This window comes from Streptomyces vietnamensis (assembly GCF_000830005.1).
In the GTDB taxonomy this organism is placed as follows: Bacteria; Actinomycetota; Actinomycetes; order Streptomycetales; family Streptomycetaceae; genus Streptomyces; species Streptomyces vietnamensis.
The window spans coordinates 2,276,927-2,302,959 of record NZ_CP010407.1 but is presented as its reverse complement, the minus strand read 5'-3'; the positions used below and the strand labels follow the sequence as shown (position 1 = coordinate 2,302,959).

Here is a 26,033-nt window from a genome sequence, read left to right as displayed (position 1 = left end):
GTGATCGCCCTCTCCCTCGCCGAGATCGCCGAAATCGTCGGCGGGCAGGCGCACGACATACCGGATCCGGCCACCCGGATCACCGGGCCCGTCGTCATCGACTCCCGCGAGGTGCGGGCCGGCAGCCTCTTCGCGGCCTTCGCCGGTGAGCACGTCGACGGCCACGACTACGCGGAGCGCGCCGTCGCGGCGGGAGCGGCGGCCGTGCTCGCCACCCGCCCCGTCGGCGTCCCCGCCATCGTCGTGGACGACGTCCAGACCGCGCTCGGGGCCCTCGCCCGAGCGGTGGTCGAACGGCTCGGCACCGATGTCGTCGCCCTCACCGGCTCGGCCGGCAAGACCTCCACCAAGGACCTGATCGCCCAGGTCCTCGACCGGCACGCGCCCACCGTGTGGACGCCCGGCTCGCTCAACAACGAGATCGGCCTGCCGCTCACGGCGCTCCGCGCGAGCGACGAGACCCGGCACCTGGTCCTGGAGATGGGCGCCCGAGGCATCGGCCACATCCGCTACCTCGCCGGCCTCACCCCGCCCCGCATCGGCCTCGTCCTGAACGTGGGCACCGCCCACATCGGCGAGTTCGGCGGCCGCGAGCAGATCGCCCAGGCGAAGGGCGAGCTCGTCGAGGCCCTGCCGTCCGCCGAGGAGGGCGGAGTCGCGGTCCTCAACGCCGACGATCCGCTCGTCCGCGCGATGGCGAGCCGCACCAAGGCCCGCGTGACCCTGTTCGGCGAAGCGGACGAAGCGGCCGTACGGGCCGAGAACGTACGCCTCACAGCGACCGGACAGCCTTCTTTCAGGCTTCACACACCCACCGGGTGCAGTGACGTGACCTTGCGCCTGTACGGTGAGCACCACGTGTCGAACGCGCTCGCAGCGGCCGCCGTCGCGCACGAGCTGGGCATGCCAGTCGAAGAGATCGCCACCGCGCTCTCCGAGGCCGGCACCCTGTCGCGCTGGCGCATGGAGGTCACCGAGCGTCCGGACGGCGTGACGATCGTCAACGACGCCTACAACGCGAACCCCGAGTCCATGCGAGCCGCCCTGCGCGCGCTCGCGGCCATGGGCCGGGCCGCACAGGCCCGAGGGGCTCGTACGTGGGCGGTGCTCGGCAAGATGGCCGAGCTCGGTGACGCATCGCTCGTCGAGCACGACGCGGTCGGACGGCTCGCCGTCCGGCTCAACGTCAGCAAGCTCGTCGCGGTCGGGGAGAGGGAAGCTTCCTGGCTGCAACTGGGCGCATATAACGAGGGTTCGTGGGGTGAGGAGTCGGTGCACGTGTCCGACGCGCAGGCGGCTGTCGACCTGTTGCGCAGTGAGCTGCGCCCGGGGGACGTCGTCCTTGTGAAGGCTTCCAGGTCGGTCGGTCTCGAACAGGTCGCGCTGGCGCTCCTCGACACCGAGGGCGAGGTCACCGGCCGATGAGGCAGATCCTCTTCGCGGGGGCCATCGGGCTCTTCCTGACCCTGATCGGCACGCCGCTGCTGATCAAGCTCCTTGCCCGCAAGGGGTACGGGCAGTTCATCCGGGACGACGGCCCGCGCGGTCACGCCGGGAAGAAGGGCACGCCCACCATGGGCGGCATCTCCTTCATCCTGGCCACGCTCATCGCGTACGCGCTGGCCAAGGTCATCACCGGTGAGGACCCGACGTACTCGGGCGTCCTGGTGCTGTTCCTCATGGCCGGCATGGGCCTGGTCGGCTTCCTCGACGACTACATCAAGATCGTCAAGCAGCGTTCGCTCGGCCTGCGCGCCAAGGCGAAGATGGCCGGCCAGCTGATCGTCGGCATCGCCTTCGCCGTGCTCGCGCTGCAGTTCGCGGACCTGCGCGGCAACACCCCGGCCTCCGAGAAGCTCTCCTTCATCACGGACTTCGGCTGGTCCATCGGCCCGGTGCTCTTCGTGGTCTGGGCGCTCTTCATGATCCTGGCCATGTCCAACGGCGTGAACCTGACGGACGGCCTCGACGGTCTGGCCACCGGCGCCTCGGTGATGGTCTTCGGCGCGTACACCTTCATCGGGCTCTGGCAGTTCCAGGAGTCCTGTGCCAACGCGATCACGCTGACCAACCCCAACGCCTGCTTCGAGGTGCGCGACCCGCTCGACCTCGCGGTCGTCGCCTCCGCCCTCATGGGCGCCTGCTTCGGCTTCCTGTGGTGGAACACCTCGCCCGCCAAGATCTTCATGGGTGACACCGGCTCGCTGGCCCTCGGCGGCGCGCTGGCCGGTCTCGCCATCTGCTCCCGTACGGAGCTCCTCCTCGCGCTGCTCGGCGGCCTGTTCGTGCTGATCACGATGTCCGTGGTCATCCAGGTCGGCTCGTTCAAGCTGACCGGCAAGCGCGTCTTCCGGATGGCCCCCCTCCAGCACCACTTCGAACTCAAGGGGTGGTCCGAGGTCCTGGTCGTCGTCCGGTTCTGGATCATCCAGGGCATGTGCGTGATCGTGGGCCTGGGCATCTTCTACGCGGGATGGGCAGCCGAAAAGTGACGGAACAGCTCGACTGGAACGGCAAGAAGGTCACCGTCGCGGGGCTCGGGATCTCCGGCATCCCGGCCGCGCGGGTGCTGCACGGCCTGGGCGCCGTCGTGACCGTCGTCAACGACGGCGACGACGAGCGCTCCCGGGCGCAGGCCGCCGAGCTCGAGGCGGAGGGCATCACCGTCCGCCTCGGCGACGGGGCGACCCTGCCGGCCGGCACCGAGCTGATCGTCACCACCCCCGGCTGGCGGCCCGACAAGCCCCTCTTCACGGCCGCCGCCGAGGCGGGCGTGGAGATCTGGGGCGACGTCGAGCTGGCCTGGCGCCTCCGCGGCCCGGACGCGGCCCCCTGGCTCGCGGTCACCGGCACCAACGGCAAGACCACGACCGTGCGGATGCTCGCCTCGATCCTGGAGGCCGCCGGCCTGCGGACCGCCGCCGTCGGCAACATCGGCGTCTCGCTCCTCGACGCCGTCCTCGGCGAGGAGCGGTACGACGTGCTCGCCGTCGAGCTCTCCAGCTACCAGCTGCACTGGGCGCCCTCCGTCCGCGCCCACTCGGCCGCCGTGCTCAACCTGGCGCCCGACCACCTCGACTGGCACGGCTCCATGGAGGCGTACGCCGCCGACAAGGGCCGCATCTACGAGGGCAATCAGGTCGCCTGCGTCTACAACGTCGCCGACCAGGTGACCGAGGACCTGGTGCGCGAGGCCGACGTCGAGGAGGGCTGCCGCGCGATCGGCTTCACCCTCGGCACCCCCGGCCCCTCCCAGCTCGGCGTCGTCGAGGGCATCCTCGTCGACCGGGCCTTCGTCGAGAACCGGCAGAAGAACGCCCAGGAGCTCGCCGAGGTCTCCGACGTCCAGCCCCCGGCCCCGCACAACATCGCCAACGCCCTTGCCGCCGCCGCCCTCGCGCGGGCCTTCGGCGTCGAGGCGAAGGCCGTACGGGACGGGCTCAAGGCCTTCCGGCCCGACCCGCACCGCATCGAACTGGTCGAGGAGGTCCAGGGAGTCACGTACGTCGACGACTCCAAGGCCACCAACACCCACGCCGCGGAAGCCTCGTTGGCCGCCTACGACCCGATCGTCTGGATCGCCGGCGGCCTCGCCAAGGGCGCGACCTTCGACGAGCTCGTCCAGCGGTCGGCCAAGCGCCTGCGCGGAGCCGTCCTGATCGGCGCCGACCGCGCCCTGATCCGCGAAGCCCTGGCGCGACACGCCCCGGAGGTCCCGGTGGTGGACCTCGACCGGACCGACACTGGGGCGATGTCCGAGGCGGTCCGCGAGGCGGCCCGGCTCGCCGCCCCGGGGGACACGGTCCTGCTCGCCCCCGCCTGCGCCTCGATGGACATGTTCACGAACTACAACAAGCGGGGCGAGGCCTTCGCGGACGCCGTCCGCGCCCTCGCCGCCACCGGGGACGCCTGACCCGACCAGCGGGAGGGTCCGGCCGGACCGGGCACGACTGGAGGGGACAGCGACCATGCCGAGCAAGATCGCCGGGACACGCCGGCCTTCCGCCGCACGCGGCGGAGGGCGGGCCCCCGCGACCCCGCGGCGGCCGCGCGGCGGAGGCGTACGGGGGGCGTACGAGCGGCTCCGCAAGGCCTGGAACCGGCCCCTCACGGCCTATTACGTGATCATCGGCGCGGGGCTGCTCATCACCGCGCTCGGCCTGGTGATGGTCTACTCCGCCTCGATGATCACGGCGCTCCGCTACGACCTGGTGCCCTCCTACTTCTTCCGGAAGCAGTTCTTCGCCGCGCTCCTGGGCACCGGACTGCTCCTGGTCGCCTCACGGATGCCGGTGAAGCTGCACCGGGCGCTCGCCTACCCGATCCTGGTCGGCGCGGTCTTCCTGATGGTCCTCGTGCAGATCCCCGGGATAGGGCACGCGGTCAACGGCAACCAGAACTGGATCTCGCTCGGCGGCCCCTTCCAGCTCCAGCCCAGCGAGTTCGGCAAGCTGGCGCTGATCCTGTGGGGGGCCGACCTGCTCGCCCGCAAACAGGACATGCGGCTCCTGACCCAGTGGAAGCACATGCTGGTGCCGCTGGTCCCGGGAGCCTTCATGCTGCTCGGACTGATCATGCTCGGCGGCGACATGGGCACCTCGATCATCCTCGCGGCCATCCTCTTCGGCCTGCTGTGGACGGCCGGAGCGCCCACCCGGCTCTTCGTCGGCGTGCTCACGGTGGCCGGCGCGATCGGCGTGCTGCTCATCAAGACGAGCGCGAACCGGATGAGGCGCTTCGACTGCATCGGCGCGACCGACCCCGGCGGCGAGGGAGCCCCCTGTCTGCAGGCCGCGCACGGAATCTATGCTCTGGCCTCGGGCGGATGGTTCGGTTCCGGACTCGGTGCGAGCGTCGAGAAATGGGGCCAACTCCCCGAAGCGCACACCGACTTCATCTTCGCGGTCACCGGTGAGGAACTGGGTCTCGCGGGGACGCTGTCGGTACTCGCCCTGTTCGCGGCTCTAGGCTATGCGGGTATCCGCGTGGCCGGAGGCACGGAGGACCCCTTCGTGAGGTTCGCCGCGGGAGGTGTGACCACCTGGATCACGGCTCAGGCCGTGATCAACATCGGTGCGGTGCTCGGCCTGCTGCCGATCGCCGGTGTCCCGCTCCCGCTGTTCTCCTACGGAGGGTCGGCCCTGCTGCCGACCATGTTCGCCGTCGGGCTCCTCATCGCCTTCGCGCGACAGGAACCCGCCGCGAAAGCGGCCCTGGCCATGCGTCGCCCCGGCTGGGGCAAGCGGGCCGGGAAGAGATGGAAGTCGATGCGACGGCGCGTGAAGAAGCGCCCGTCCGGAGAGCGGTGAATTTCGGTGCATGTCGTACTCGCCGGTGGGGGGACCGCCGGCCACATCGAGCCCGCGCTCGCCCTCGCGGACGCCCTGCGCAGGCAGGACCCCAGCGTGGGGATCACGGCGCTCGGCACGGAGAAGGGTCTGGAGACCCGGCTCGTGCCCGAGCGGGGCTACGAGTTGGCGCTCATCCCCGCCGTGCCGCTGCCCCGCAAGCCCACCCCCGAGCTGATCACCGTCCCCGGGCGGCTGCGCGGCACGATCAAGGCGGCCGAGCAGGTCCTGGAGCGCACCAAGGCGGACTGCGTGGTCGGCTTCGGCGGCTACGTGGCCCTGCCGGGCTATCTCGCGGCCAAGCGCCTCGGGGTGCCCATCGTGGTCCACGAGGCCAACGCCCGGCCCGGCCTGGCCAACAAGATCGGTTCGCGGTACGCGGCCGGGGTCGCCGTCGCCACCCCGGACAGCAAGCTCCGCAACGCCCGTTACATCGGCATCCCGCTGCGGCACACCATCGCGACCCTCGACCGGGCGCGGGTGCGGCCCGAGGCGCGCGCCGCCTTCGGCCTCGACCCGAACCTGCCGACGCTGCTCGTCTCCGGCGGCTCCCAGGGCGCCCGGCGGCTCAACGAGGTGATCCAGCAGATCGCCCCGGTGCTCCAGCGCTCCGGCATCCAGATCCTGCACGCGGTCGGCCCGAAGAACGAGATGCCGCGCGTGGACAACATGCCCGGTATGCCGCCGTACGTGCCGGTACCGTACGTGGACCGGATGGATCTCGCGTACGCCGCGGCCGACATGATGCTCTGCCGCGCGGGCGCGATGACCGTCGCCGAGCTCTCCGCCGTCGGGCTGCCCGCCGCGTACGTCCCGCTGCCCATCGGCAACGGCGAACAGCGGCTCAACGCCCAGCCGGTGGTCAAGGCCGGCGGTGGACTCCTCGTCGACGACGCGGAGCTGACGCCGCAGTGGGTGCAGGGCAACGTCCTGCCCGTACTGGCCGATCCGCACCGGTTGTACGAGATGTCCCGCGCCGCCGCCGAGTTCGGCCGCCGGGACGCCGACGACCTGCTCGTCGGCATGGTGTACGAGGCGATCGCCGCCCGCTAGCGCAGCGGCTGAAGGCAGGAGGCGCCCGGTGGCAGCCGGACCGACGACCGCGGAGAAGAGCGGCACGAGCAAGTCGAAGGGGTCGTCGGGGCGGTCGTCCGGCGCGGGTACCCGGAACCGGCGGTTCCGGGTACCCGCGCCCCGGGTGCTCCTCGTGGTGTTCGGTCTCGTCGTGCTCGTGGCCGGCGGGGTCTGGGCGCTCTACGGATCCACCTGGTTCCGTGTGGAACATGTGAAGACTTCCGGCACCCGGGTTCTGACACCGGCGGAGGTCGAGACCGTCGCCGCCGTCCCGATGGGCGCCCCGCTCGTCACCGTCGACACCGACGCGATCGAGGCCCGGCTCCGGCAGAGACTGCCGCGCATCGAGTCGATCGACGTGGTGCGGTCATGGCCGCACGGAATCGGGCTGAAAGTGACGGAACGGCAGCCTGTTCTTCTTGTCGAAAAGGGCGGAAAGTTCACCGAAGTGGACTCGACGGGCATGCGGTTCGCCACCGTCGACACCGCTCCGCGCGGCGTCCCCCGGCTCGTCCTCGACAGCGCCTCCTCGCCGAGCCTCCGCCGCTTCGGCGCGGACCGACTGCTCCAGGAGGCGGTCCGCGTCCGGGGTGAACTCCCGGCGGAGATCGCCCGGGACGCTCGTGTCGTACGCATCACCTCGTACGACTCCGTCACTCTGGAGCTGACCGGGGGCCGAACGGTCTTCTGGGGCAGCGGTGAGCACGGCCCGGTCAAGGCCCGGGTGCTGACCGCCCTCATGAAGGCCACTCCCAAAGCGGGGCACTTCGACGTAAGTGCCCCCACGGCGCCCGCCTCGTCGGGAAGTTGACGGGCATCTTCGCCGGTCAGCACCCTGGGTTGGCCACCGCTACGGGTGATCACATAGGGTGAAAAGAAAAACGGGAGGTTCGGCGTGTTCGTTGAACGTGCGCCACTTGTCGACTTAGTGTCCTGTTCGGAAGAGTCCTACGAACAGAGACACTGGTAACCCTAAACTTCAACGTTAGGGTTCGGGTCGGCGTTTCGGACCGTCCCAATCGGCATCCGTCGGAGCGGCGCGACCAACCGCGCAGCGACGACACGTAACTCGAGGCGAGAGGCCTTCGACGTGGCAGCACCGCAGAACTACCTCGCAGTCATCAAGGTCATCGGTGTCGGCGGCGGTGGTGTCAATGCCATCAACCGAATGATCGAGGTCGGCCTCAAGGGCGTCGAGTTCATCGCGATCAACACCGACGCACAGGCGCTGTTGATGAGCGACGCCGACGTCAAGCTCGACGTCGGCCGTGAACTCACCCGCGGCCTCGGGGCCGGGGCCAACCCGGCCGTCGGTCGCAAGGCGGCAGAGGACCACCGTGAGGAGATCGAGGAGGTCCTCAAGGGGGCCGACATGGTCTTCGTCACCGCCGGCGAAGGCGGCGGCACCGGCACCGGCGGCGCGCCCGTCGTCGCCAACATCGCGCGCTCGCTCGGCGCCCTGACGATCGGCGTGGTCACCCGCCCGTTCACCTTCGAGGGCCGCCGTCGCGCCAACCAGGCGGAGGACGGCATCGCCGAGCTCCGCGAAGAGGTCGACACCCTCATCGTCATCCCCAACGACCGGCTGCTCTCGATCTCGGACCGCCAGGTCTCCGTGCTCGACGCCTTCAAGTCGGCCGACCAGGTCCTCCTGAGCGGTGTCCAGGGCATCACCGACCTCATCACCACCCCGGGTCTGATCAACCTCGACTTCGCCGACGTCAAGTCGGTCATGTCCGAGGCCGGTTCGGCGCTCATGGGCATCGGCTCCGCCCGCGGCGACGACCGCGCGGTGGCGGCGGCCGAGATGGCGATCTCCTCGCCGCTCCTGGAGGCCTCCATCGACGGCGCCCGCGGCGTGCTGCTCTCCATCTCCGGCGGCAGCGACCTCGGCCTCTTCGAGATCAATGAGGCCGCGCAGCTGGTCAGCGAGGCGGCCCACCCCGAGGCCAACATCATCTTCGGCGCCGTCATCGACGACGCCCTCGGCGACGAGGTCCGGGTCACCGTCATCGCGGCCGGCTTCGACGGCGGCCAGCCGCCGGCCCGCCGGGACAACATCATCGGCTCGGTCTCGGCCAAGCGCGAGGAGCCGGCCCCGGCACCCCGCATCACCGAGACCCCCCGCCCGCTGGGCGGCCTCGGCACGGTCGCCCCGCGCGAGGAGCCGGCCCCGATCCCGGTCGAGCCCGCCCCGGTCGTCAACGAGGTCCCGCCGGCGCCCGTACCGCCGGTCGTCCCGCCGGCCCGTCCGTACGCGGACAGCCAGGCCGAGGAGCTGGACGTCCCGGACTTCCTGAAGTGATAGGACAGCGCTTCGACGCGAACGGCGCCCACTTCGCCTTCACCGACCGGTGGGGCGGGGTGAGCGCCGTTCCGTACGAGGAGCTCAACCTCGGCGGAGCGGTCGGGGACGAGCCCGCGGCCGTCCTCGCCAACCGGGCGGCGGCCGCCGGAGCCCTCGGGCTCGACCCGGCGCGGGTGGTCTGGATGAACCAGGTCCACGGCGCCGAGGTCGCCGAGGTCGACGGCCCGTGGGGGGACGCGGAGATCCCGTCCGTCGACGCGATCGTCACCGCCAGGGCCGGCCTCGGTCTCGCCGTCCTCACCGCGGACTGCGTGCCCGTCCTCCTCGCCGACCCCGTCGCCGGAGTCGTCTCGGCCGCCCACGCCGGGCGGCCCGGCATGGTCGCCGGAGTCGTCCCCGCCGCCGTCGCGGCGATGGTGAAGCTCGGTGCCGACCCCGCCCGGATCGCCGCCCGCACCGGACCCGCCGTCTGCGGCCGGTGCTACGAAGTGCCGGAGGAGATGCGCGCCGAGGTCGCCGCCGTCGAACCGGCCGCGTACGCGGAGACCTCCTGGGGCACCCCCGCCGTCGACGTCGCCGCCGGAGTGCGCGCGCAACTGGAGCGGCTCGGGGTCCGGGACGTCGAGGACGCCGGGGTCTGCACCCTGGAATCGCGCGACCACTACTCGTACCGCCGCGATCGCACCACAGGGCGACTCGCGGGATATGTCTGGTTGAACCGAGAAGAGACATGACGGATCGCAAGTCGGAACTCGCCGCGAACCTCGCCGCGGTGGAGGAGCGCATCGCCGCCGCGTGCGCCGCCGCCGGACGCGCGCGGGAGGAGGTGACCCTGATCGTGGTCACCAAGACCTACCCCGCGAGCGACGTGAGGATCCTGCACGAACTCGGTGTGCGGCACGTCGCCGAGAACCGGGACCAGGACGCCGCCCCGAAGGCGGCGGCCTGTGCCGACCTCGATCTGAGCTGGCACTTCGTGGGTCAGTTGCAGACCAACAAGGTCAGATCCGTGGCGGGTTATGCCGATGTGGTGCAGTCCGTCGACCGCTTGAAGCTCGTTTCCTCTCTCTCCGCGGCCGCGGAGAAGGAGGGGCGCGAGCTCGGCTGTCTGATCCAGGTCGCGCTCGACGCCGAGTCCGGCGAGCGGGGCGACCGCGGCGGTGTCGCGCCGGACGGGATCGAGGAGTTGGCCGCGGCCGTGGACGCCGCGCCCGGGCTGCGGCTCGACGGACTGATGACCGTCGCCCCGCTCGCCGGGGAGTACGCGGGCCGGCAACGCGCCGCCTTCGATCGGCTGATGGATTTGTCGACTGCCCTGCGCGCGACCCGTCCGGCTGCGAACATGGTGTCAGCAGGGATGAGTGCGGACCTCGAGGAGGCCGTCGCTGCCGGGGCGACACACGTACGCGTCGGTACGGCGGTACTCGGCGTCCGCCCGAAGCTCGGGTAACGTCGCGAAGCAAGTCGGACCACAGCAGAAAATATGGTCATTCCGCAGAACGGCGGAGTGGCCCGTGGATCGCCGGCACTTGGTGACAAGGCCGATCCACCACAGAGCGGAGGACTCAGAGAATGGCCGGCGCGATGCGCAAGATGGCGGTCTACCTCGGCCTCGTGGAGGACGATGGGTACGACGGCCGGGGCTTCGACCCCGACGACGACTTCGAACCCGAGCTGGAGCCGGAGCCCGAGCGCGACCGGCGCCACACCCCCCCGCGTCAGGTGGAGCGCGAGGAGCCGGTCCGAGTGGTGCAGCCTCCGGCCCCCCGGGAGCCGATCGCCCACTCTGTCCCGGTACTCGCCGAAAGCGGACGTCCGGCCCGAATTGCCCCCGTGGCATCCATCACACCCGAACGCCCGAGCCTGGAGAAGAACGCACCGGTGATCATGCCCAAGGTCGTGTCCGAGCGGGAGCCGTACCGCATCACCACGCTGCACCCGCGGACCTACAACGAGGCCCGTACCATCGGGGAACACTTCCGTGAGGGCACCCCGGTGATCATGAACCTCACGGAGATGGACGACACGGACGCGAAGCGACTTGTCGACTTTGCCGCCGGACTCGTCTTCGGGCTCCATGGCAGCATTGAGCGCGTGACGCAGAAGGTGTTCCTGTTGTCGCCTGCTAACGTCGATGTCACGGCGGAGGACAAGGCCCGGATCGCAGAGGGCGGATTCTTCAACCAGAGCTGAGAACACGAGAACCGGACGGACCGGTCGCGAAGCGGCCGGACAAGCGAGAGCACGAAAGCCAGGGGAGAGGGAAGCGCGGGATGGGCGTCGCACTGCAGGTGGTCTACATCGTGCTGATGTGCTTCCTCGTCCTCCTGATCGTCCGGCTTGTCATGGACTACGTCTTCCAGTTCGCCCGTTCATGGCAACCCGGTAAGGCGATGGTGGTCGTCCTTGAGGCCACCTACACTGTCACCGATCCACCGCTCAAGCTTCTGCGGCGACTCATCCCGCCGTTGCGTCTCGGGGGCGTGGCACTCGACCTGTCCTTCTTCGTTCTGATGATCATCGTCTACATCCTGATCTCCATCGTGAGCAGCTTCGCGAGGTGATGGTGGAGGAACGAGTGGACGATACGGTCTTGCCGACTGCCGACGACTACGTAGAGGTGAAGAAGAGATGCCGCTGACCCCCGAGGACGTGCGGAACAAGCAGTTCACGACCGTCCGCCTTCGAGAAGGCTATGACGAGGACGAGGTCGATGCCTTCCTCGATGAGGTCGAAGCCGAACTGACCCGCCTGCTCCGCGAGAACGAGGACCTGCGCGCCAAGCTGGCCGCCGCGACGCGTGCCGCCGCGCAGAACCAGCAGCAGGGCATGCGCAAGCCCCCGGAGCCGCAGGATCGTCCCGTCGGTCCCGGCGCGCCCGTGCCCGCCGCCATATCCGGACCGCCGGCCCCTCAGCAGCAGCAGCCGCAGATGGGTCCGCCGCAGCTGCCGTCCGGTGCCCCCGCGCTTCCCGCCGGCCCCATGCAGGGCGGCCCCATGCAGGGCGGGCCCATGGGCCCCGGCCCGATGCAGGGCGGCCCCATGCAGGGCGGACCGATGGGTCCCGGCCCGATGCAGGGCGGCCCCATGGGTCACCCGCAGCAGCAGCAGATGCAGCCGCCGCAGATGCAGCAGCCGCAGCAGGGCCCCGGTGGCGACAGTGCCGCGCGTGTCCTCTCGCTCGCCCAGCAGACCGCCGACCAGGCGATCGCCGAGGCGCGCTCCGAGGCCAACAAGATCGTCGGCGAGGCGCGCTCCCGCGCCGAGGGCCTGGAGCGGGACGCCCGCGCCAAGGCGGACGCTCTTGAGCGGGACGCGCAGGAGAAGCACCGCGTCGCGATGGGCTCCCTCGAGTCCGCCCGCGCCACGCTGGAGCGCAAGGTCGAGGACCTGCGCGGCTTCGAGCGCGAGTACCGCACGCGTCTGAAGTCCTACCTGGAGTCCCAGCTGCGTCAGCTGGAGACCCAGGCGGACGACTCGCTGGCCCCGCCGCGCACCCCGGCCACGGCCTCGCTGCCGCCGGCCCCGTCGATGGCCTCGGCGGGCGCGAGCGCGCCGTCCTACGGCGGCAACGGCGCGATGGGCGGTGCGCCGTCCATGGGCGGTGCCCCCTCCTACGGCGGCCAGCAGCAGATGTCCCCGGCGATGACCCAGCCGATGGCTCCGGTCCGGCCGCAGGCGCCCCAGCCGATGCAGCAGGCGCCGGCGCCGATGCGGGGCTTCCTGATCGACGAGGACGACAACTGAGGCGGCGGGCGCACGCGTGCTGAGCACGTAGCCGTCGGCAGTCTTGAAGGGCCGGCTCCCCTGGAGGAGCCGGCCCTTCGGCGTCCCGGCCCCCGCCCGGCACGGCCCCACCCCCACCTGCGCCTACGCCCCGCGCCCGCGCGGACCCGCGCCGGGCCGGGCCTGCGCCCCGCCCCCGCGTGGGGCCCGCACCCGCTGCCGTGTGGGCAATCGTCCCGCTGGGGCGGGACGGGTGGGCACACGGGGCGGCGCCCTTCAGCGGCGCCTCCGCGTTCCGCGCCTGGACCCGCACCCCAGTGGCGCCGCACGACGTGGTGCGGGTTCGGGCGCGGAAGCCTCTGGCGCCGGCAGGGCGCGGGTCCGTTGTGCCCACCCGTTCCGCTCCAGCGGAACGATTGCCCACAACGGGCGGGCGCGGCCCGCAACGGCGGGGGTACGGCGAAGGGCCCGGCACCGGGGTTGGTGTCGGGCCCTTCGGGGGGGTTACGCCTTGCGGAGGGCGAAGGTGAGGGTCAGGCCCTCGTCTTCGAAGGCGGGACCGTACGCGGCGTCGGGCTCGCCCTGCGCGTAGTCCGTCGCCAGGACCTCGTCCGCGATCAGGGACGCGTGGGCCGTCAGGGCCTCCGTCGTCTCCGGAGACGTGGACGACCACCGCAGCGCGATGCGGTCCGCGACGTCCAGGCCGCTGTTCTTGCGGGCCTCCTGGATCAGGCGGATCGCGTCACGGGCCAGGCCCGCGCGACGGAGCTCCGGGGTGATCTCCAGGTCCAGGGCGACCGTCGCGCCCGAGTCCGAGGCGACCGACCAGCCCTCGCGGGGGGTCTCGGTGATGATGATCTCCTCCGGGGTGACGGTGATCTCCTCGCCGTTCACCGAGAGCGTCGCCTCGCCGGAGCGCAGGGCCAGCGAGAGGGCCGCCGCGTCGGCCGCGGCCACCGCCTTCGCCACGTCCTGGACGCCCTTGCCGAAGCGCTTGCCCAGGGCCCGGAAGTTCGCCTTGGCCGTCGTGTCGACGAGCGAGCCGCCGACCTCCGACAGGGACGCCAGGGACGAGACGTTCAGCTCTTCCGTGATCTGGGCCTGGAGCTCCGGTGACAGCGCCGCGAAGCCCGTCGCCGCGACCAGCGCGCGGGACAGCGGCTGGCGGGTCTTGACGCCGGACTCGGCGCGGGTGGCGCGGCCGAGTTCGACCAGGCGGCGGACCAGGAGCATCTGCTCCGAGAGGGTGCCGTCGATCAGCGTGGCGTCCGCCTCGGGCCAGGTGGCCAGGTGGACCGACTCCGGGGCGTCCGGCGTCACCGGCGCCACCAGGTCCTGCCAGACCCGCTCGGTGATGAACGGGGTCAGCGGGGCCATCAGGCGGGTGACCGTCTCGATGACGTCGTGGAGCGTGCGCAGCGCGGAGGCGTCGCCCTGCCAGAAGCGGCGGCGCGAGCGGCGCACGTACCAGTTGGAGAGGTCGTCGACGAAGGCCGAGATCAGCTTGCCGGTGCGCTGGGTGTCGTACGACTCCATCGCCTCGGTCGTCTCGGCGACCAGCGTGTTCAGCTCGCTCAGGAGCCAGCGGTCCAGGACCGTGCGGTCGGCCGGCGCCGGGTCCGCCGCGCTCGGCGCCCAGCCGGACGTACGGGCGTACAGCGCCTGGAAGGCGACCGTGTTCCAGTACGTGAGGAGGGTCTTGCGGACGACTTCCTGGATCGTGCCGTGGCCGACGCGACGCGCCGCCCACGGGGAGCCGCCGGCCGCCATGAACCAGCGGACCGCGTCGGCGCCGTGCTGGTCCATCAGCGGGATCGGCTGGAGGATGTTGCCCAGGTGCTTGGACATCTTCCGGCCGTCCTCGGCGAGGATGTGGCCGAGGCAGACCACGTTCTCGTACGAGGACTTGTCGAAGACGAGGGTGCCGACCGCCATCAGCGTGTAGAACCAGCCGCGGGTCTGGTCGATGGCCTCGGAGATGAACTGCGCCGGGTAGCGGCTCTCGAACAGCTCCTTGTTCTGGTACGGGTAGCCGTACTGCGCGAACGGCATCGAGCCCGAGTCGTACCAGGCGTCGATGACCTCCGGCACGCGCGTGGCGGTCTTCCCGCAGCCCTCGCTCGGGCACGGGAACGTGACCGCGTCGATGTACGGGCGGTGCGGGTCGAGCTCCGACTGGTCGGTGCCCGTCAGCTCCGTGAGCTCGGCGCGCGAGCCCACGCAGGTCAGGTGGTCGTCCTCGCAGCGCCAGATCGGCAGCGGGGTGCCCCAGTAGCGGTTCCGGGAGAGCGCCCAGTCGACGTTGTTCGTCAGCCAGTCGCCGAAGCGGCCGTGCTTGACCGAGTCCGGGAACCAGTTGGTCTTCTCGTTCTCCGCCAGCATGCGGTCCTTGACCGCGGTCGTACGGATGTACCAGGACGGCTGCGCGTAGTAGAGCAGGGCCGTGTGGCAGCGCCAGCAGTGCGGGTAGCTGTGCTCGTACGCGATGTGCTTGAAGAGCAGGCCGCGCGCGTCCAGGTCGGCGGTGAGCGCCTCGTCGGCCTTCTTGAAGAAGACGCCGCCGACCAGCGGCACGTCCTCCTCGAAGGTGCCGTCGGGGCGGACCGGGTTCACGACCGGCAGGCCGTACGCCTTGCAGACCTTGAGGTCGTCCTCACCGAAGGCGGGGGACTGGTGGACCAGACCCGTACCGTCCTCGGTGGTGACGTACTCGGCGTTGACGACGTAGTGCGCCTCGTCCGGGAAGTCGACCAGCTCGAAGGGGCGCTGGTAGGTCCAGCGCTCCATGTCCTTGCCCGTGAAGGACTCGCCCGTGGTCACCCAGCCCTCGCCGAGCGCCTTCTCCAGGAGCGGCTCCGCGACGACCAGCTTCTCGTCGCCGTCCGTGGCGACCACGTAGGTCACCTCGGGGTGGGCGGCGACCGCCGTGTTGGACACCAGGGTCCACGGGGTCGTCGTCCAGACCAGGAGCGCCGCCTTGCCGGCGAGCGGGCCGGAGGTCAGCGGGAAGCGGACGTAGACCGAGGGGTCGACGACCGTCTCGTAGCCCTGCGCCAGCTCGTGGTCGGAGAGGCCGGTGCCGCAGCGGGGGCACCAGGGGGCGACGCGGTGGTCCTGGACCAGGAGGTCCTTGTCGAAGATCTGCTTGAGCGACCACCAGACCGACTCGATGTACGAGGGGTCCATGGTCCGGTACGCGTCGTCGAGGTCGACCCAGTAGCCCATGCGGGTCGTGAGCTCGGCGAAGGCGTCGGTGTGACGGGTCACGGACTCGCGGCACTTCGCGTTGAACTCCGCGATGCCGTATTCCTCGATGTCCTTCTTGCCGGAGAAGCCGAGCTCCTTCTCGACGGCGAGCTCGACCGGCAGGCCGTGGCAGTCCCAGCCGGCCTTGCGGGCCACGTGGTAGCCGCGCATGGTCCGGAAGCGGGGGAACACGTCCTTGAAGACGCGGGCCTCGATGTGGTGGGCGCCGGGCATGCCGTTGGCGGTGGGCGGGCCCTCGTAGAACACCCACTCGGGGCGTCCCTCGGACTGCTCAAGGGTCTTCGCGAAGACCTTGCTCTCGCGCCAGAAATCGAGCACGTCGTGCTCCAGCGCGGGCAGGTCGACCTGGGCGGGCACCTGGCGGTACTGCGACATCGATCTTCCTCCGGCGGACGGTTTCTCTTCCGTCGGAGGGACGAGAGCACTGCTCCCGCGGTACCACCCTCCTTGGCCCCGGACGTGATCGTCCTGAGCCCCCTCATTGGGGTCGCGACGCCGGGTCTAGTCACCGCGCTGTCGTGCGGCTTTCTTCCGACGGCTCCGGGGTGATGCTTCACATCGGGCTCGCCCCCGGGCTCTCACCGTCCCCGGGTCGCTCATGGCTGCTTGCGACGCTACTCGTCCCCATCCAAGCCTTTCGCTCCTCCCCCAAGCTCTCGGCTGCGCTCGAGCGAGGGGGCACCCCCTTAGTGTACGGGGCGCGGCGCAGGGTGGCAGACCGGTTTTCGCGTGACCCGAATGGCCATACGGGGCGGGCCGGAGTTCCGTTGCGGCCATGTGGGGGAGGGGCGGGACGGATAACCGGGCGGGGAGCTGGGCACAACGGAGGCAGGCCCGCCCCGTGGGGAGCGGGGGCGGGTGGGAACGGCGGCGTGCCCCGTTGCCGCGGGCCTTGGGCCGATTTATCGTCCCAGCACGATTCGCGAGCAAGATCACAAAATGTGAAGGGGCCGCGACATGGTGGCGAAGAAGACCGCCGCGAAGAAGACCTCGGTCGCCGGTTCCACCGGTGCGGCCGGGGTCGCCAAGGACGTGGCCGGCAAGAAGTCGGCGGTCGACGGGAAGTCGGTCGCGAAGAGGGCGCCGGCCCGGAAGACGGTCGCGAAGAAGACGCCGGCCAAGAAGGCCGTGGCCCGGAAGACGGTCGCCGAGGACGCGGCCCCGAAGGACGCCGCCCCGGAGGACGCGGCCCCGGGAGACGCCCCGAAGGACGCCGTCGCGAAGAAGGCCGTCGCGAAGAAGGCCGTCGCGAAGAAGGCCGGTGCGGCGGACCCCGCCGACGAGGCCTCCGCCCCGAAGACGCCCGCCAGGAAGGCCGTGGCGAAGAAGGCGGCCGCCAGGAAGGCGCCCGCCGCGAAGAAGCAGACAGGAGCCAGGACGGTGGCAGCGAAGAAGACCGCGGGTGGCGTCACGACCGTCGGCGACGAGGCGGCGGTGCCCCCGGCGCGGGCCGGTGAGCTCGCGGTGCGTCCCGGTGAGGAGCCGTGGACGCCGGAGGAGGTCGCGGAGGCCCGCAGCGGGCTCCAGTCGGAGGTGCTGCGGCTGCGCAGCGAGCTCGTCCACTCCCAGGAGGAGCTGACCGGCCTGATGCGGGACTCGGGAGACGGCGCCGGGGACGACCAGGCCGACACCGGCACCAAGAACATCACGCGCGAGCACGAGCTGGCCCTGGCGGCGAACGCCCGGGAGATGCTGGAACAGACCGAGCACGCCCTGGAGCGGCTCGACGCGGGCACGTACGGCCTGTGCGAGGTGTGCGGCAAGCCGATCGGCAAGGCGCGGATGCAGGCCTTCCCGCGGGCCACGCTCTGCGTCGAGGACAAACAGCGGCAGGAGCGGCGCGGCTGACGATCTCGGCTGCCGGTCCCGTACGCCTGTGCCGTACGCTCGGGGCACGGTCAGGCATCGAGGTCGAGGGACTCACTCACGTGGCAGAGGCGGAGCGCATCATCGGTACGCCGGATTCAGCAGGGGCCGACGAGACGGCCGCCCCCGACGGCACGGCCGCTCCCGAGGAGCGGCCGAAGGGCAGGCGCAGGATCGTCGCCCTCTTCGTCGTGGCCGTCCTCGCCTATCTGCTCGACCTCGGCAGCAAGATGCTGGTGGTCGCCAAGCTGGAGGGCCACGAGCCGATCGAGCTGGTCGGCGACCTGCTGCGGCTGGACGCCATCCGGAACCCGGGCGCCGCCTTCGGCATGGGCGAGGCCTTCACGATCATCTTCACCTGCATCGCGGCCACCGTGATCGTCGTGATCATCCGGCTCGCGCGGAAGCTCTACAGCCTGCCCTGGGCGATCGCGCTCGGCCTGCTGCTCGGCGGGGCGCTCGGCAACCTCACGGACCGGATCTTCCGCTCGCCGGGCGTCTTCGAGGGCGCGGTCGTGGACTTCATCGCCCCCGCGCACTTCGCCGTCTTCAACCTCGCCGACTCGGCGATCGTCTGCGGCGGCATCCTGATCGTCCTGCTGTCGTTCCGGGGCCTGGACCCCGACGGCACCGTCCACAAGGACTGAGCCCGACCCGTGCGGAAGACAAGCTGTCTTCCGCACAAGGCATACTCGACGGGTGAGCACGAGTCCCGAGATCCGCACGCTGCCCGTTCCCGATGGCCTGGAGGGCGAGCGCGTCGACGCCGCCATCGCCCGTATGTTCGGGTTCTCCCGTACGAAGGCGGCCGAGCTGGCCGCCGCAGGGAAGGTCCAGGTCGACGGCTCCGTCGTCGGCAAGTCCGAGCGGGTCAGCGGCGGCGCGTGGCTCGAGGTCGAGATGCCGGGCGCGGCCGCGCCCGTGCAGATCGTCGCCGAGCCCGTCGAGGGCATGGAGATCATCCACGACGACGACGACATCGTCGTGATCATGAAGCCGGTCGGCGTCGCCGCGCACCCCAGCCCCGGCTGGACCGGCACCACGGTCATCGGCGGCCTCGCCGCCGCCGGCTACCGCATCTCCACCTCCGGCGCCGCCGAGCGCCAGGGCATCGTGCACCGCCTCGACGTCGGCACCTCCGGTCTGATGGTGGTCGCCAAGTCGGAGTACGCGTACACCTCGCTCAAGCGCCAGTTCAAGGAGCGCGTGGTCGACAAGCGCTACAACGCGCTCGTCCAGGGCCACCCGGACCCGATGAGCGGCACCATCGACGCGCCGATCGGCCGGCATCCGAACCACGACTACAAGTGGGCGGTCACCGCCGACGGCAAGCCCTCCGTCACGCACTACGACCTCATCGAGGCGTACCGGTCGGCCTCGCTGCTCGACATCAAGCTGGAGACGGGCCGCACCCACCAGATCCGGGTGCACATGTCCGCCCACCGCCACCCCTGCGTCGGCGACCTCACCTACGGCGCCGACCCGACGCTCGCCAAGCGCCTCGGCCTGACCCGGCAGTGGCTGCACGCCGTCCGCCTCGGCTTCGAGCACCCGGGCGACGGGTCCTGGGTCGAGTTCTCCAGCACCTACCCCGAGGACCTGCAGAAGGCCCTCGACCGGATCGCCTCGGAGAGCCAGTGACCGCCGCGTACACCGTCCGTGAGGCGGTGGGTCACGAGGACCGCGACGCCTGCTTCGAAGTGCGCCGCGACGTGTTCGTCCACGAGCAGGGCGTGCCGCGTGAGCTGGAGTACGACACGTACGACGAGACCGCCGTGCACGTGCTCGCGATCCGCGCGGACGGCGTCCCGCTGGGCACCGGGCGCCTGCTGCACGGGGCGGACGCGACCGGCAAGACCGGCGCCGACGCCTCGGTGGGCTCCCTCGGGCGGCTCGCGGTGACCAAGGCCGCCCGCGGCCTCGGGGTCGGCGCGGCGCTCGTGCGGGCCATCGAGGACGCGGCCCGCGAGCGCGGGCTCGCCGCGGTCGACCTGCACGCGCAGACCCACGCGCTGGGCTTCTACGAGCGGCTCGGGTACGTGGCGTACGGCCCCGAGTTCCCGGACGCGGGGATGCCGCACCGGGCGATGCGAAGGGTCCTGTAGGCCCCGGGGGCGATGCCCTCGGACACCGGGGGCGAGGCCCTCAGACACCGGGGGCGATTGCCTCCAAAACGGGCGTACGTGACAGGGTGGGGCCGTGGATCAATTGGCCCTGCTCTTCCTGCTGCTCCTCGGCGCCCTGCTCACCGTGCCCCTCGGCGAACGGCTCGGACTGCCCGCGCCCGTCCTGATGACCCTCGTCGGGATCGTGCTGGCCTTCCTGCCCTTCGTACCGAACGTCGAGGTCCCGCCGGAGTTCATCCTCCCGCTGGTGCTGCCGCCGCTCCTGTACGCCTCCGTGCAGCGGACCTCCTGGCGGCAGTTCGCGGCCAACAGGCGGCCCATCTTCCTGCTCGCGGTCGCCCTGGTCTTCGTCACCACGGCCGCCGTCGGCGCGGTCGCCCACTCGCTGGTGCCCGGCCTTCCGCTGGCCGCGGCGCTGGCGCTCGGTGCCCTCGTCGCGCCGCCGGACCCGGTCGCCGCGACCGCCGTGGCCGGCTCGCTCGGGCTGCCCCGCCGGCTCGTGTCGATCCTGGAGGGCGAGGGGCTCTTCAACGACGTCACCGCGATCGTGCTCTACCACGTGGCGATCGCCGCCGTCGTCAGCGGCTCCTTCTCCTGGCCCGAGGCGCTCGGCGAGTTCGTGCTGTCCGCCGTGGTCGCCGTGCTCGTCGGCCTGGCCCTCGGCTGGCTCTCCAACAAGCTCATCGGACTCCTCGGCGACGCCACCCTGCAGACCGGCCTCACCCTCCTCGTCCCCTTCGTGAGCTACGTCCTCGCCGAGGAACTGCACGGCTCCGGCGTCCTCGCCGTCCTGGTCACCGCGCTCTTCCTGGCCGAGCACGCGGCCGACGCCGACGACGTCATGGGCCGGCTCGCCGGGCAGACCTTCTGGCAGATCGTCGACACCCTCGTCACCGGCATCGCCTTCGGCCTCATCGGCCTGGAGCTCATTCACGTCTTCGGGGTGGCCGAGGGGCGCGGCTGGGAGATGCTCGGCTGGGGCGCCGCCGTGGTCGGCGTGGTCGTCGGCGTCCGGCTGCTCTGGCTGCTCCCCGCCACCTGGCTGGCGAAGAAGCTGCACACGCTCCGGGACGTCGACGAGGAGATCCCGATGAGCTGGCGGGAGACCGTCGTCATGTGGTGGGCGGGGATGCGCGGGGTGGCCTCCGTCGCGCTGGCCCTCGCCATCCCGTTCACCACCGACGACGGCGCGCCCTTCCCCGGCCGCGACGAGATCGTCTTCATCGCCTTCTGTGTGATCATCGCCACTCTCGTCGTCCAGGGCCTCACCCTGCCCTGGCTGGTCAGGCGGCTCGGGGTGCGGGCCGACACGGAGACCGAGCGCGCCCTGGAGCGGGAGCTCGCGATCCGGGCCGCGAAGGCGGCCAAGCGCCGGCTCAAGGAGATCGAGGAGTTCGAGGAGCTGCCCGAGGAGGTCCAGGAGCGGCTGCTGCGCGGGGCGTACGACATCGGGGCGCGGATCAGCCCCGACATGGTGGACGACGAGCGGCGGGCCGCCTTCGTGGAGCGGACGAAGCGGTTCAAGGCGGTGCAGCGGATCCAGCGGGAGCTGATGTCGGCCGCCCGCCACGAGGTCCTCGCGGCCCGCAGCGAACCCGGCGCCGACCCCGAGGTGGTGGACCGGGTGCTGCGCCACCTGGACGTGCGCAGCATGCGCTGACGCCTCCGGGGCCTGCCCGGTCCCGTCGGTGCCGGGTGGCAGGATGGGACGCATGGACATCATGCTCTTCCACTCGGCCTACGGGCTGACCCCTTCCGTCGAGGCGGCCGCCGAGCGGCTCCGTGAGGCCGGGCACCAGGTCTGGACGCCGGACCTCTACGACGGCCGGACGGTCAAGACCGTGGAGGAGGGCGTGGCGCTCCGGGACGAGATCGGCAAGGACGAACTGCTGAAGCGGGCGGTCCTGGCCGCCGCGCCGTACTCCGAGCGGGGCCTGGTCTACATGGGCCTCTCCCTCGGGGCCTCGATCGCGCAGACCCTGGCGCTCGGCGACGAGAAGGCGCGCGGGCTGCTGCTGCTCCACGGCACCTCGGACATCGCGGAGTCCGCCTCGGTGGACGAGCTGCCGGTGCAGCTGCACGTGGCCGAGCCGGACCCCTTCGAGACGGACGACTGGCTGTCCTCCTGGTACCTGCAGATGCGCAAGGCCGGGGCGGACGTGGAGATCTACCGCTACCGGGGCGCGGGGCACATCTACACGGACCCGGAGCTGCCGGACTACGACGCGGAGGCGGCGGAGCGGACCTGGTCGGTCGCGCTGTCCTTCATCGACAGCCTGTAGGGCGCACGGGCGTACGGGCGTACGGAAAAGGGGTGTGGCCCCGGGGAACTCCCCGGGGCCACACCCCTTTTCGCGCGGACGGGCCGTCAGGCGCGGTACGCGGTCCAGGCGTCGTTCATGCGGGTCACCTGGCCCGCGGTGAACTGGTACATGCAGGAGTCGTACGTGTAGTCCATGAAGTTGTGGATCGGGTCCACACCGGGCTTGGAGGTGCAGGAGTCACGGCCGGTCGGGCACTCGAAGGCGGCGCTCTTCTCGGCCGGGGTGTCGGAGACGTAGTCGCCGTTGCCCGTGCAGCCGCCCTGGAAGGTGTGGTAGAGGCCCATCCAGTGGCCGACCTCGTGGGTGGCGGTGTCGCCCTCGTTGTAGTTGGCCGCGGAGCCGCCCGGGAGCGAGGCGTCGAGGATGACGACGCCGTCCATGTTCGGGGCGGACTTGTACGAGGACGGGAAGGTCGCCCAGCCGAGCAGGCCGCCGCCGAGGTTGGCGGTGTAGATGTTCAGCGCGTTGGCGCCGCCCTTGCGCAGGGCGGTCTTCATGTCCTTCTCGGCCTGGGTGCCGTCGGAGAGGTTGTACCAGGTCGCGTTGTCCGTGTAGTCCGTGCCGGCCAGCGAGAACTGGAAGCCCGTGTTCACGTTGCCGGTGCCCTGGCCCGCGTAGGCGGCGTTCAGGACGGCCAGCTGGTTGTTGATGGCCGTGGCGCTGAGCTTGCCCGTCGTGCCGCTGTGGATCACGTGGAAGTAGACGGGGATGGTGGCGCCGGCGGTGAGGGAGGAGGAGCCGATGCGGCCGGAGTTCCGGGCGGCGGCGACCTTCTTCTTCAGGTCGTCGTCCATGGCCTTGGCCTGGGCGGCGGTGAGGGCGTTGGGCTCGGCCTTGGTGGAGTTCCCCTTCGCCTTGCGGGCGCCGGACAGGGCGGTGGCGCCGTCCGCGCACTTCTCGGCCGAGGCCAGCGTGGTGGTCGACGGGGTGGCCGCCGGGGCGGACAGCGGGGCCAGGGCCAGGGTTCCGGCCATCACGGCGGTGCCGAGCATACGACGGGACATGCGCGGCGATATACGGACAAGAGCACGCACGGGTGACTCCTCGCGGGGGGTGGTGGGGGAGGAACTTCCTCGCCACGCCGGGGAGATTACGCGTCCATGTCAGAGGTCGCCGAGAAGCGATCAAGCCAAATCATTCATGGGGCAATTCGGGTCATCGGGAAGAAAAACTTCTGCCACTTCCAGGGTTTGAGACGTGGAGGTAACGAAGGAGGTGGCAGAGGCGGGTGGTGTGTCCGGATTCGATCTCCGGAACCCGCCACCCGCCGTAGCGATGTGATCCCCTGTTAACAAAGGGGATCATGGCTGAAAATCGCCGTTGAGATGTCGATCAGAGAACCGGCTGGTACACCCGCTCGACGCGCTGCGTTCCGCTCAGCGTCCGGTACGAGCGCGCCCAGGCCGTCGTCGCGGCCGGATCCCGCTTGTCGGAGACCGTGTAGTAGTCCATCTGCGAACGCGCGGCCGTCACGTCGAGCACTCCGTACCCGTGGTGGTCCATGTCCACCCACTTCACATGGCGGTTGGCGGCCTTCACGGCGCCCGCGGCCACCACCGAGAGCGTGCCCGGGGCCACGTGCAGCAGGTCGTCCAGGTTGTCCGAGGTCACCGAGGTGACGACGAACTCGGTCGCCGCCGAGGCCGAGAGCGGATACGTCGCGGCCTTCACCGGCACGTCGTTGGCCCAGGCCATGTGGATGTCACCGGTCAGGAAGACGGTGTTGCGGATCGCCCGCTCGGTCAGGTGCGCGAGCAGCTCCTTGCGGTCGTCCGTGTAGCCGTCCCACTGGTCGACGTTGACCGCGATCCCCTCCTTCGGCAGGCCGAGCAACTCGGCCAGCGGCTCCAGGAGATACGCCGGCAGGGAGCCGAAGGCGACCGGCGAGATCATCACCGAGGTGCCGACCAGCTGCCAGGTCGCGTCCGAACCGGCCAGACCCGCCTTCAGCCAGTCCAGCTGCGCGCGACCGGTGATGGACCGCTCCGGGTCGTCGACCGTGCCGCTGCCCGCCTTCGCCTGCGCGGACCGGAAGGACCGCAGGTCGAGCAGATGCAGATCGGCCAGCTTGCCGAAGCGCAGACGTCGGAAGACCGTGCCCTCGGTGGAGGTGCGGACCGGCATCCACTCGAAGTACGCCTGCTTCGCGGCGGCCACCCGGGCCGCCCAGTCGCCCTCGGTGCCGGGGGTGTGGTTCTCGGCCCCGCCCGACCAGGCGTCGTTGGCGAACTCGTGGTCGTCCCAGATGGCGACGATCGGGTGCGCCGCGTGCATCGCCTGGAGGTCGGGGTCCGTCTTGTACTTCCCGTGCCGGGTCCGGTAGTCGGCGAGGGACACGATCTCGTGGCGCGGCTCGTGCTGCCGGACGACGTACTTCGCCTCGGGGTAGGCGCCACTGGCGTACTCGTAGATGTAGTCGCCGAGGTGGAGGACCGCGTCCAGGTCGGAGCGGGCCGCGAGATGGCGGTACGCGGAGAAGTGGCCGGACTCCCAGTTCGAGCAGGAGACCACGCCGAAGCGGACACCGGGCGCGGCGGAGTCGGCGGCCGGCGCGGTGCGGGTGCGGGCGCTCGGGGAGACGGCGTCGCCCGCGGTGAAGCGGAACCAGTAGGCGGTGGCCGGGCGCAGGCCCCGGACGTCGGCCTTCACCGTGTGGTCGGAGGCGGCGCTCGCCGTGGTGGTGCCGGAGGCGACGACCCTGGCGAAGGCGCGGTCCTCGGCGAGCTCCCAGCCGACCTGGACGTCGGGACCGAGACCGGATCCGGGCACGGCCTCGGGGGTGGGGGTGACGCGCGTCCAGAGCAGGACGCCGTCGGGCAGCGGGTCGCCGGAGGCGACGCCGTGGAGGAAGGCGGGTGCCCCGGAGTCCGCGAGCGCCGGGGAGGCCGCGCCCAGCAGGGCGGGCGTGGCGACGGCGGTGACTGCGGCGGCCTTGACGACGGCGCGCCGCGTGGGGGCGGCGGATATGAAGCGACTGGTCACGGGCAGTCAGATTACTGACGAGTATGCCCGAGGGGCAGCCCCCAGCCGGAAGTTCGCCCACTCGTCGCCCCCCGGACGCCTGCGCCGGGTACGCCTCGGCCCCGGACCGAAGCGGTCCGGGGCCGTCGCGGAGCGATGGGGCGTCAGGCCTTGAGGGCCGCGTCGATCGCCGTGTCGAACTCGGCCACCGTCATCGGCGGGTTGGTCGTGCCCGGCGTCGTGACCGCCTTGCCGTCCATCTTCAGCGTCGGGGTGCCCTTCACCCCGCTGGCGTCGAAGGCCTTCGACATCTTCATCGCCCATGCGTCGAAGGTGCCGTCCTCGACGTCCTTCTTGAACTCGGCGTTGCCCTTGAGGGCCGGGACGGAGTCCGCCACCTCCAGGAGGTAGGAGTCCTTGGCGAACTTGTCGTCCTTCTCCTCCGGGTGGAACTTCGCGGAGTAGAGCGCCGCCTTGTACTTGAGGAAGGCCTCCGGGCTCACGTTCAGCGCGGCGCCGAGCGCCGACAGGGCGTTCCTCGAGCCCTCGCCCGGGATGCCGTTGTCGATGAAGGTGGCACCGACGTACCGGATCTTGTACTTGCCGGCCTCGACGTCCTTCTCGACCGTGGAGCCCACGGTCTGCTCGAAGGTCGCGCAGACCGGGCAGCGCGAGTCCTCGTACAGCTCGAGGGTCTTCTTCGCGGAGTCCTTGCCGATGACGACGGTCGTGCCGTCCGTGCCCGTGGTGTTCTTCGGGGCCGTCACGTTCTTCGCGTCGGCCGCCGCCTCCCACTGGGTGGGCTTGTTCGACTGGACGACCGCGTAGCCGATGCCGCCGGCGGCGGCCAGGACGGCCACGGCCGAGACGCCGACGATCAGCTGCCGGCGCGCCCGGTCCTTCTTCGCCTGGCGCTCGCGCTCCTCGCGCAGTCGCTCGCGGGCGGCGGCCTTGTTGGCGTGGCTGTTGCGTGCACTCATGATCGTGTTCTCCGTGGAAGGTGGGGAAGGGCAGGGGGACGCGTCGGGGCCCG

The 26,033-nt window shown here is 71.1% G+C and carries 22 protein-coding genes; 18 read left to right on the top strand and 4 right to left on the bottom strand.

Translation table 11 applies throughout. The features are described from left to right. From SVTN_RS10135 to SVTN_RS10080, 12 genes are all read left to right on the top strand, one after another. Complete coding sequence (locus SVTN_RS10135) at positions 1-1,425, top strand: UDP-N-acetylmuramoyl-tripeptide--D-alanyl-D-alanine ligase (protein ID WP_041128784.1); 1,425 nt, start codon at positions 1-3, stop codon at positions 1,423-1,425. Beyond that, positions 1,422-2,492 (top strand): phospho-N-acetylmuramoyl-pentapeptide-transferase, encoded by a 1,071-nt coding sequence (mraY, locus tag SVTN_RS10130; protein WP_041128783.1) that lies wholly within the window; start codon positions 1,422-1,424, stop codon positions 2,490-2,492. Before SVTN_RS10135 ends, mraY begins: the two co-directional genes overlap by 4 nt. After that, positions 2,474-3,913, top strand: a complete 1,440-nt coding sequence (murD, locus tag SVTN_RS10125; RefSeq protein ID WP_041128782.1) for a UDP-N-acetylmuramoyl-L-alanine--D-glutamate ligase — start codon at positions 2,474-2,476, stop codon at positions 3,911-3,913. The genes mraY and murD overlap by 19 nt, the downstream gene beginning before the upstream one ends. 55 nt (positions 3,914-3,968) lie before the next feature. Beyond that, a complete protein-coding gene (ftsW, locus tag SVTN_RS10120) occupies positions 3,969-5,309 on the top strand; it encodes a putative lipid II flippase FtsW (protein ID WP_041128781.1) in 1,341 nt (446 codons plus the stop codon). 6 nt (positions 5,310-5,315) lie between these two features. Next, positions 5,316-6,401 (top strand): undecaprenyldiphospho-muramoylpentapeptide beta-N-acetylglucosaminyltransferase, encoded by a 1,086-nt coding sequence (murG, locus tag SVTN_RS10115; protein ID WP_041128780.1) that lies wholly within the window; start codon positions 5,316-5,318, stop codon positions 6,399-6,401. Positions 6,402-6,429: 28 nt separating this feature from the next. Beyond that, positions 6,430-7,233 carry a cell division protein FtsQ/DivIB gene (locus tag SVTN_RS10110; RefSeq protein WP_041128779.1) on the top strand — a complete coding sequence of 268 codons (804 nt, stop codon included), beginning with the start codon at positions 6,430-6,432 and terminating at the stop codon, positions 7,231-7,233. A 279-nt stretch (positions 7,234-7,512) separates the two neighbouring features. Continuing rightward, entirely contained in the window at positions 7,513-8,727 is a 1,215-nt protein-coding gene (ftsZ, locus tag SVTN_RS10105; RefSeq protein WP_041128778.1) for a cell division protein FtsZ, read from the top strand. Then, complete coding sequence (gene pgeF / locus SVTN_RS10100) at positions 8,724-9,464, top strand: peptidoglycan editing factor PgeF (RefSeq protein WP_041128777.1); 741 nt, start codon at positions 8,724-8,726, stop codon at positions 9,462-9,464. Before ftsZ ends, pgeF begins: the two co-directional genes overlap by 4 nt. Continuing rightward, positions 9,461-10,180 (top strand): YggS family pyridoxal phosphate-dependent enzyme, encoded by a 720-nt coding sequence (locus tag SVTN_RS10095; protein ID WP_041128776.1) that lies wholly within the window; start codon positions 9,461-9,463, stop codon positions 10,178-10,180. The genes pgeF and SVTN_RS10095 overlap by 4 nt, the downstream gene beginning before the upstream one ends. A 122-nt stretch (positions 10,181-10,302) precedes the next feature. Continuing rightward, positions 10,303-10,923 (top strand): cell division protein SepF, encoded by a 621-nt coding sequence (locus SVTN_RS10090; protein ID WP_030693462.1) that lies wholly within the window; start codon positions 10,303-10,305, stop codon positions 10,921-10,923. Between the two features lie 80 nt (positions 10,924-11,003). Continuing rightward, positions 11,004-11,294 (top strand): YggT family protein, encoded by a 291-nt coding sequence (locus SVTN_RS10085; RefSeq protein WP_017238790.1) that lies wholly within the window; start codon positions 11,004-11,006, stop codon positions 11,292-11,294. A 67-nt stretch (positions 11,295-11,361) separates the two neighbouring features. Continuing rightward, entirely contained in the window at positions 11,362-12,477 is a 1,116-nt protein-coding gene (locus tag SVTN_RS10080; protein WP_041128775.1) for a DivIVA domain-containing protein, read from the top strand. A 483-nt stretch (positions 12,478-12,960) separates the two neighbouring features. Here SVTN_RS10080 and ileS read toward each other — a convergent pair whose 3' ends face one another. After that, positions 12,961-16,098 (bottom strand): isoleucine--tRNA ligase, encoded by a 3,138-nt coding sequence (ileS, locus tag SVTN_RS10075; protein WP_041128774.1) that lies wholly within the window; start codon positions 16,096-16,098, stop codon positions 12,961-12,963. 582 nt (positions 16,099-16,680) lie between these two features. On the opposite strand from ileS, the gene SVTN_RS10070 reads away from it, so the two are divergent. The 6 genes from SVTN_RS10070 (at position 16,681) to SVTN_RS10045 (ending at position 21,997) form a co-directional block, all read left to right on the top strand. Continuing rightward, entirely contained in the window at positions 16,681-17,571 is an 891-nt protein-coding gene (locus tag SVTN_RS10070; RefSeq protein ID WP_041128773.1) for a TraR/DksA family transcriptional regulator, read from the top strand. Between the two features lie 80 nt (positions 17,572-17,651). Next, positions 17,652-18,236, top strand: coding sequence for a signal peptidase II (lspA, locus tag SVTN_RS10065; protein WP_041128772.1), 585 nt, complete (start codon positions 17,652-17,654; stop codon positions 18,234-18,236). Between the two features lie 52 nt (positions 18,237-18,288). Further along, a complete protein-coding gene (locus SVTN_RS10060) occupies positions 18,289-19,230 on the top strand; it encodes an RluA family pseudouridine synthase (RefSeq protein WP_041128771.1) in 942 nt (313 codons plus the stop codon). Further along, on the top strand, positions 19,227-19,694 hold the full coding sequence (locus SVTN_RS10055; protein WP_041128770.1) for a GNAT family N-acetyltransferase: 468 nt from the start codon (positions 19,227-19,229) through the stop codon (positions 19,692-19,694). The genes SVTN_RS10060 and SVTN_RS10055 overlap by 4 nt, the downstream gene beginning before the upstream one ends. A gap of 94 nt (positions 19,695-19,788) precedes the next feature. Beyond that, positions 19,789-21,375: a Na+/H+ antiporter gene (locus SVTN_RS10050; protein ID WP_041128769.1), complete on the top strand. Its 1,587-nt coding sequence runs from the start codon at positions 19,789-19,791 to the stop codon at positions 21,373-21,375. A 52-nt stretch (positions 21,376-21,427) separates the two neighbouring features. Next, on the top strand, positions 21,428-21,997 hold the full coding sequence (locus SVTN_RS10045) for a dienelactone hydrolase family protein (RefSeq protein ID WP_041128768.1): 570 nt from the start codon (positions 21,428-21,430) through the stop codon (positions 21,995-21,997). An 86-nt stretch (positions 21,998-22,083) separates the two neighbouring features. On the opposite strand, the gene SVTN_RS10040 is transcribed toward SVTN_RS10045, so the two are convergent. The 3 genes from SVTN_RS10040 to SVTN_RS10030 form a co-directional block, all read right to left on the bottom strand. Continuing rightward, the gene (locus tag SVTN_RS10040) at positions 22,084-23,043 is read right to left on the bottom strand and encodes a zinc metalloprotease (protein ID WP_041128767.1); all 960 of its coding nucleotides are present in this window, start codon (positions 23,041-23,043) and stop codon (positions 22,084-22,086) included. Positions 23,044-23,371: 328 nt separating this feature from the next. Next, positions 23,372-25,021 carry an alkaline phosphatase D family protein gene (locus SVTN_RS10035; protein WP_041128766.1) on the bottom strand — a complete coding sequence of 550 codons (1,650 nt, stop codon included), beginning with the start codon at positions 25,019-25,021 and terminating at the stop codon, positions 23,372-23,374. Between the two features lie 143 nt (positions 25,022-25,164). After that, the gene (locus SVTN_RS10030; RefSeq protein WP_041128765.1) at positions 25,165-25,980 is read right to left on the bottom strand and encodes a DsbA family protein; all 816 of its coding nucleotides are present in this window, start codon (positions 25,978-25,980) and stop codon (positions 25,165-25,167) included. Between the last annotated feature and the right edge of the window lie 53 nt (positions 25,981-26,033).

Bases quoted from the DNA above. Each gene is read 5' to 3' on its own strand.
- SVTN_RS10040 (WP_041128767.1), bottom strand. From the start codon at position 23,043: ATGTCCCGTCGTATGCTCGGCACCGCCGTGATGGCCGGAACCCTGGCC.
- murD (WP_041128782.1), top strand. From the start codon at position 2,474: ATGGGCAGCCGAAAAGTGACGGAACAGCTCGACTGGAACGGCAAGAAG.
- SVTN_RS10085 (WP_017238790.1), top strand. From the start codon at position 11,004: ATGGGCGTCGCACTGCAGGTGGTCTACATCGTGCTGATGTGCTTCCTC.
- SVTN_RS10080 (WP_041128775.1), top strand. From the start codon at position 11,362: ATGCCGCTGACCCCCGAGGACGTGCGGAACAAGCAGTTCACGACCGTC.
- mraY (WP_041128783.1), top strand. From the start codon at position 1,422: ATGAGGCAGATCCTCTTCGCGGGGGCCATCGGGCTCTTCCTGACCCTG.
- ftsW (WP_041128781.1), top strand. From the start codon at position 3,969: ATGCCGAGCAAGATCGCCGGGACACGCCGGCCTTCCGCCGCACGCGGC.
- SVTN_RS10095 (WP_041128776.1), top strand. From the start codon at position 9,461: ATGACGGATCGCAAGTCGGAACTCGCCGCGAACCTCGCCGCGGTGGAG.
- SVTN_RS10090 (WP_030693462.1), top strand. From the start codon at position 10,303: ATGGCCGGCGCGATGCGCAAGATGGCGGTCTACCTCGGCCTCGTGGAG.
- SVTN_RS10045 (WP_041128768.1), top strand. From the start codon at position 21,428: ATGGACATCATGCTCTTCCACTCGGCCTACGGGCTGACCCCTTCCGTC.
- ileS (WP_041128774.1), bottom strand. From the start codon at position 16,098: ATGTCGCAGTACCGCCAGGTGCCCGCCCAGGTCGACCTGCCCGCGCTG.
- SVTN_RS10030 (WP_041128765.1), bottom strand. From the start codon at position 25,980: ATGAGTGCACGCAACAGCCACGCCAACAAGGCCGCCGCCCGCGAGCGA.
- SVTN_RS10070 (WP_041128773.1), top strand. From the start codon at position 16,681: ATGGTGGCGAAGAAGACCGCCGCGAAGAAGACCTCGGTCGCCGGTTCC.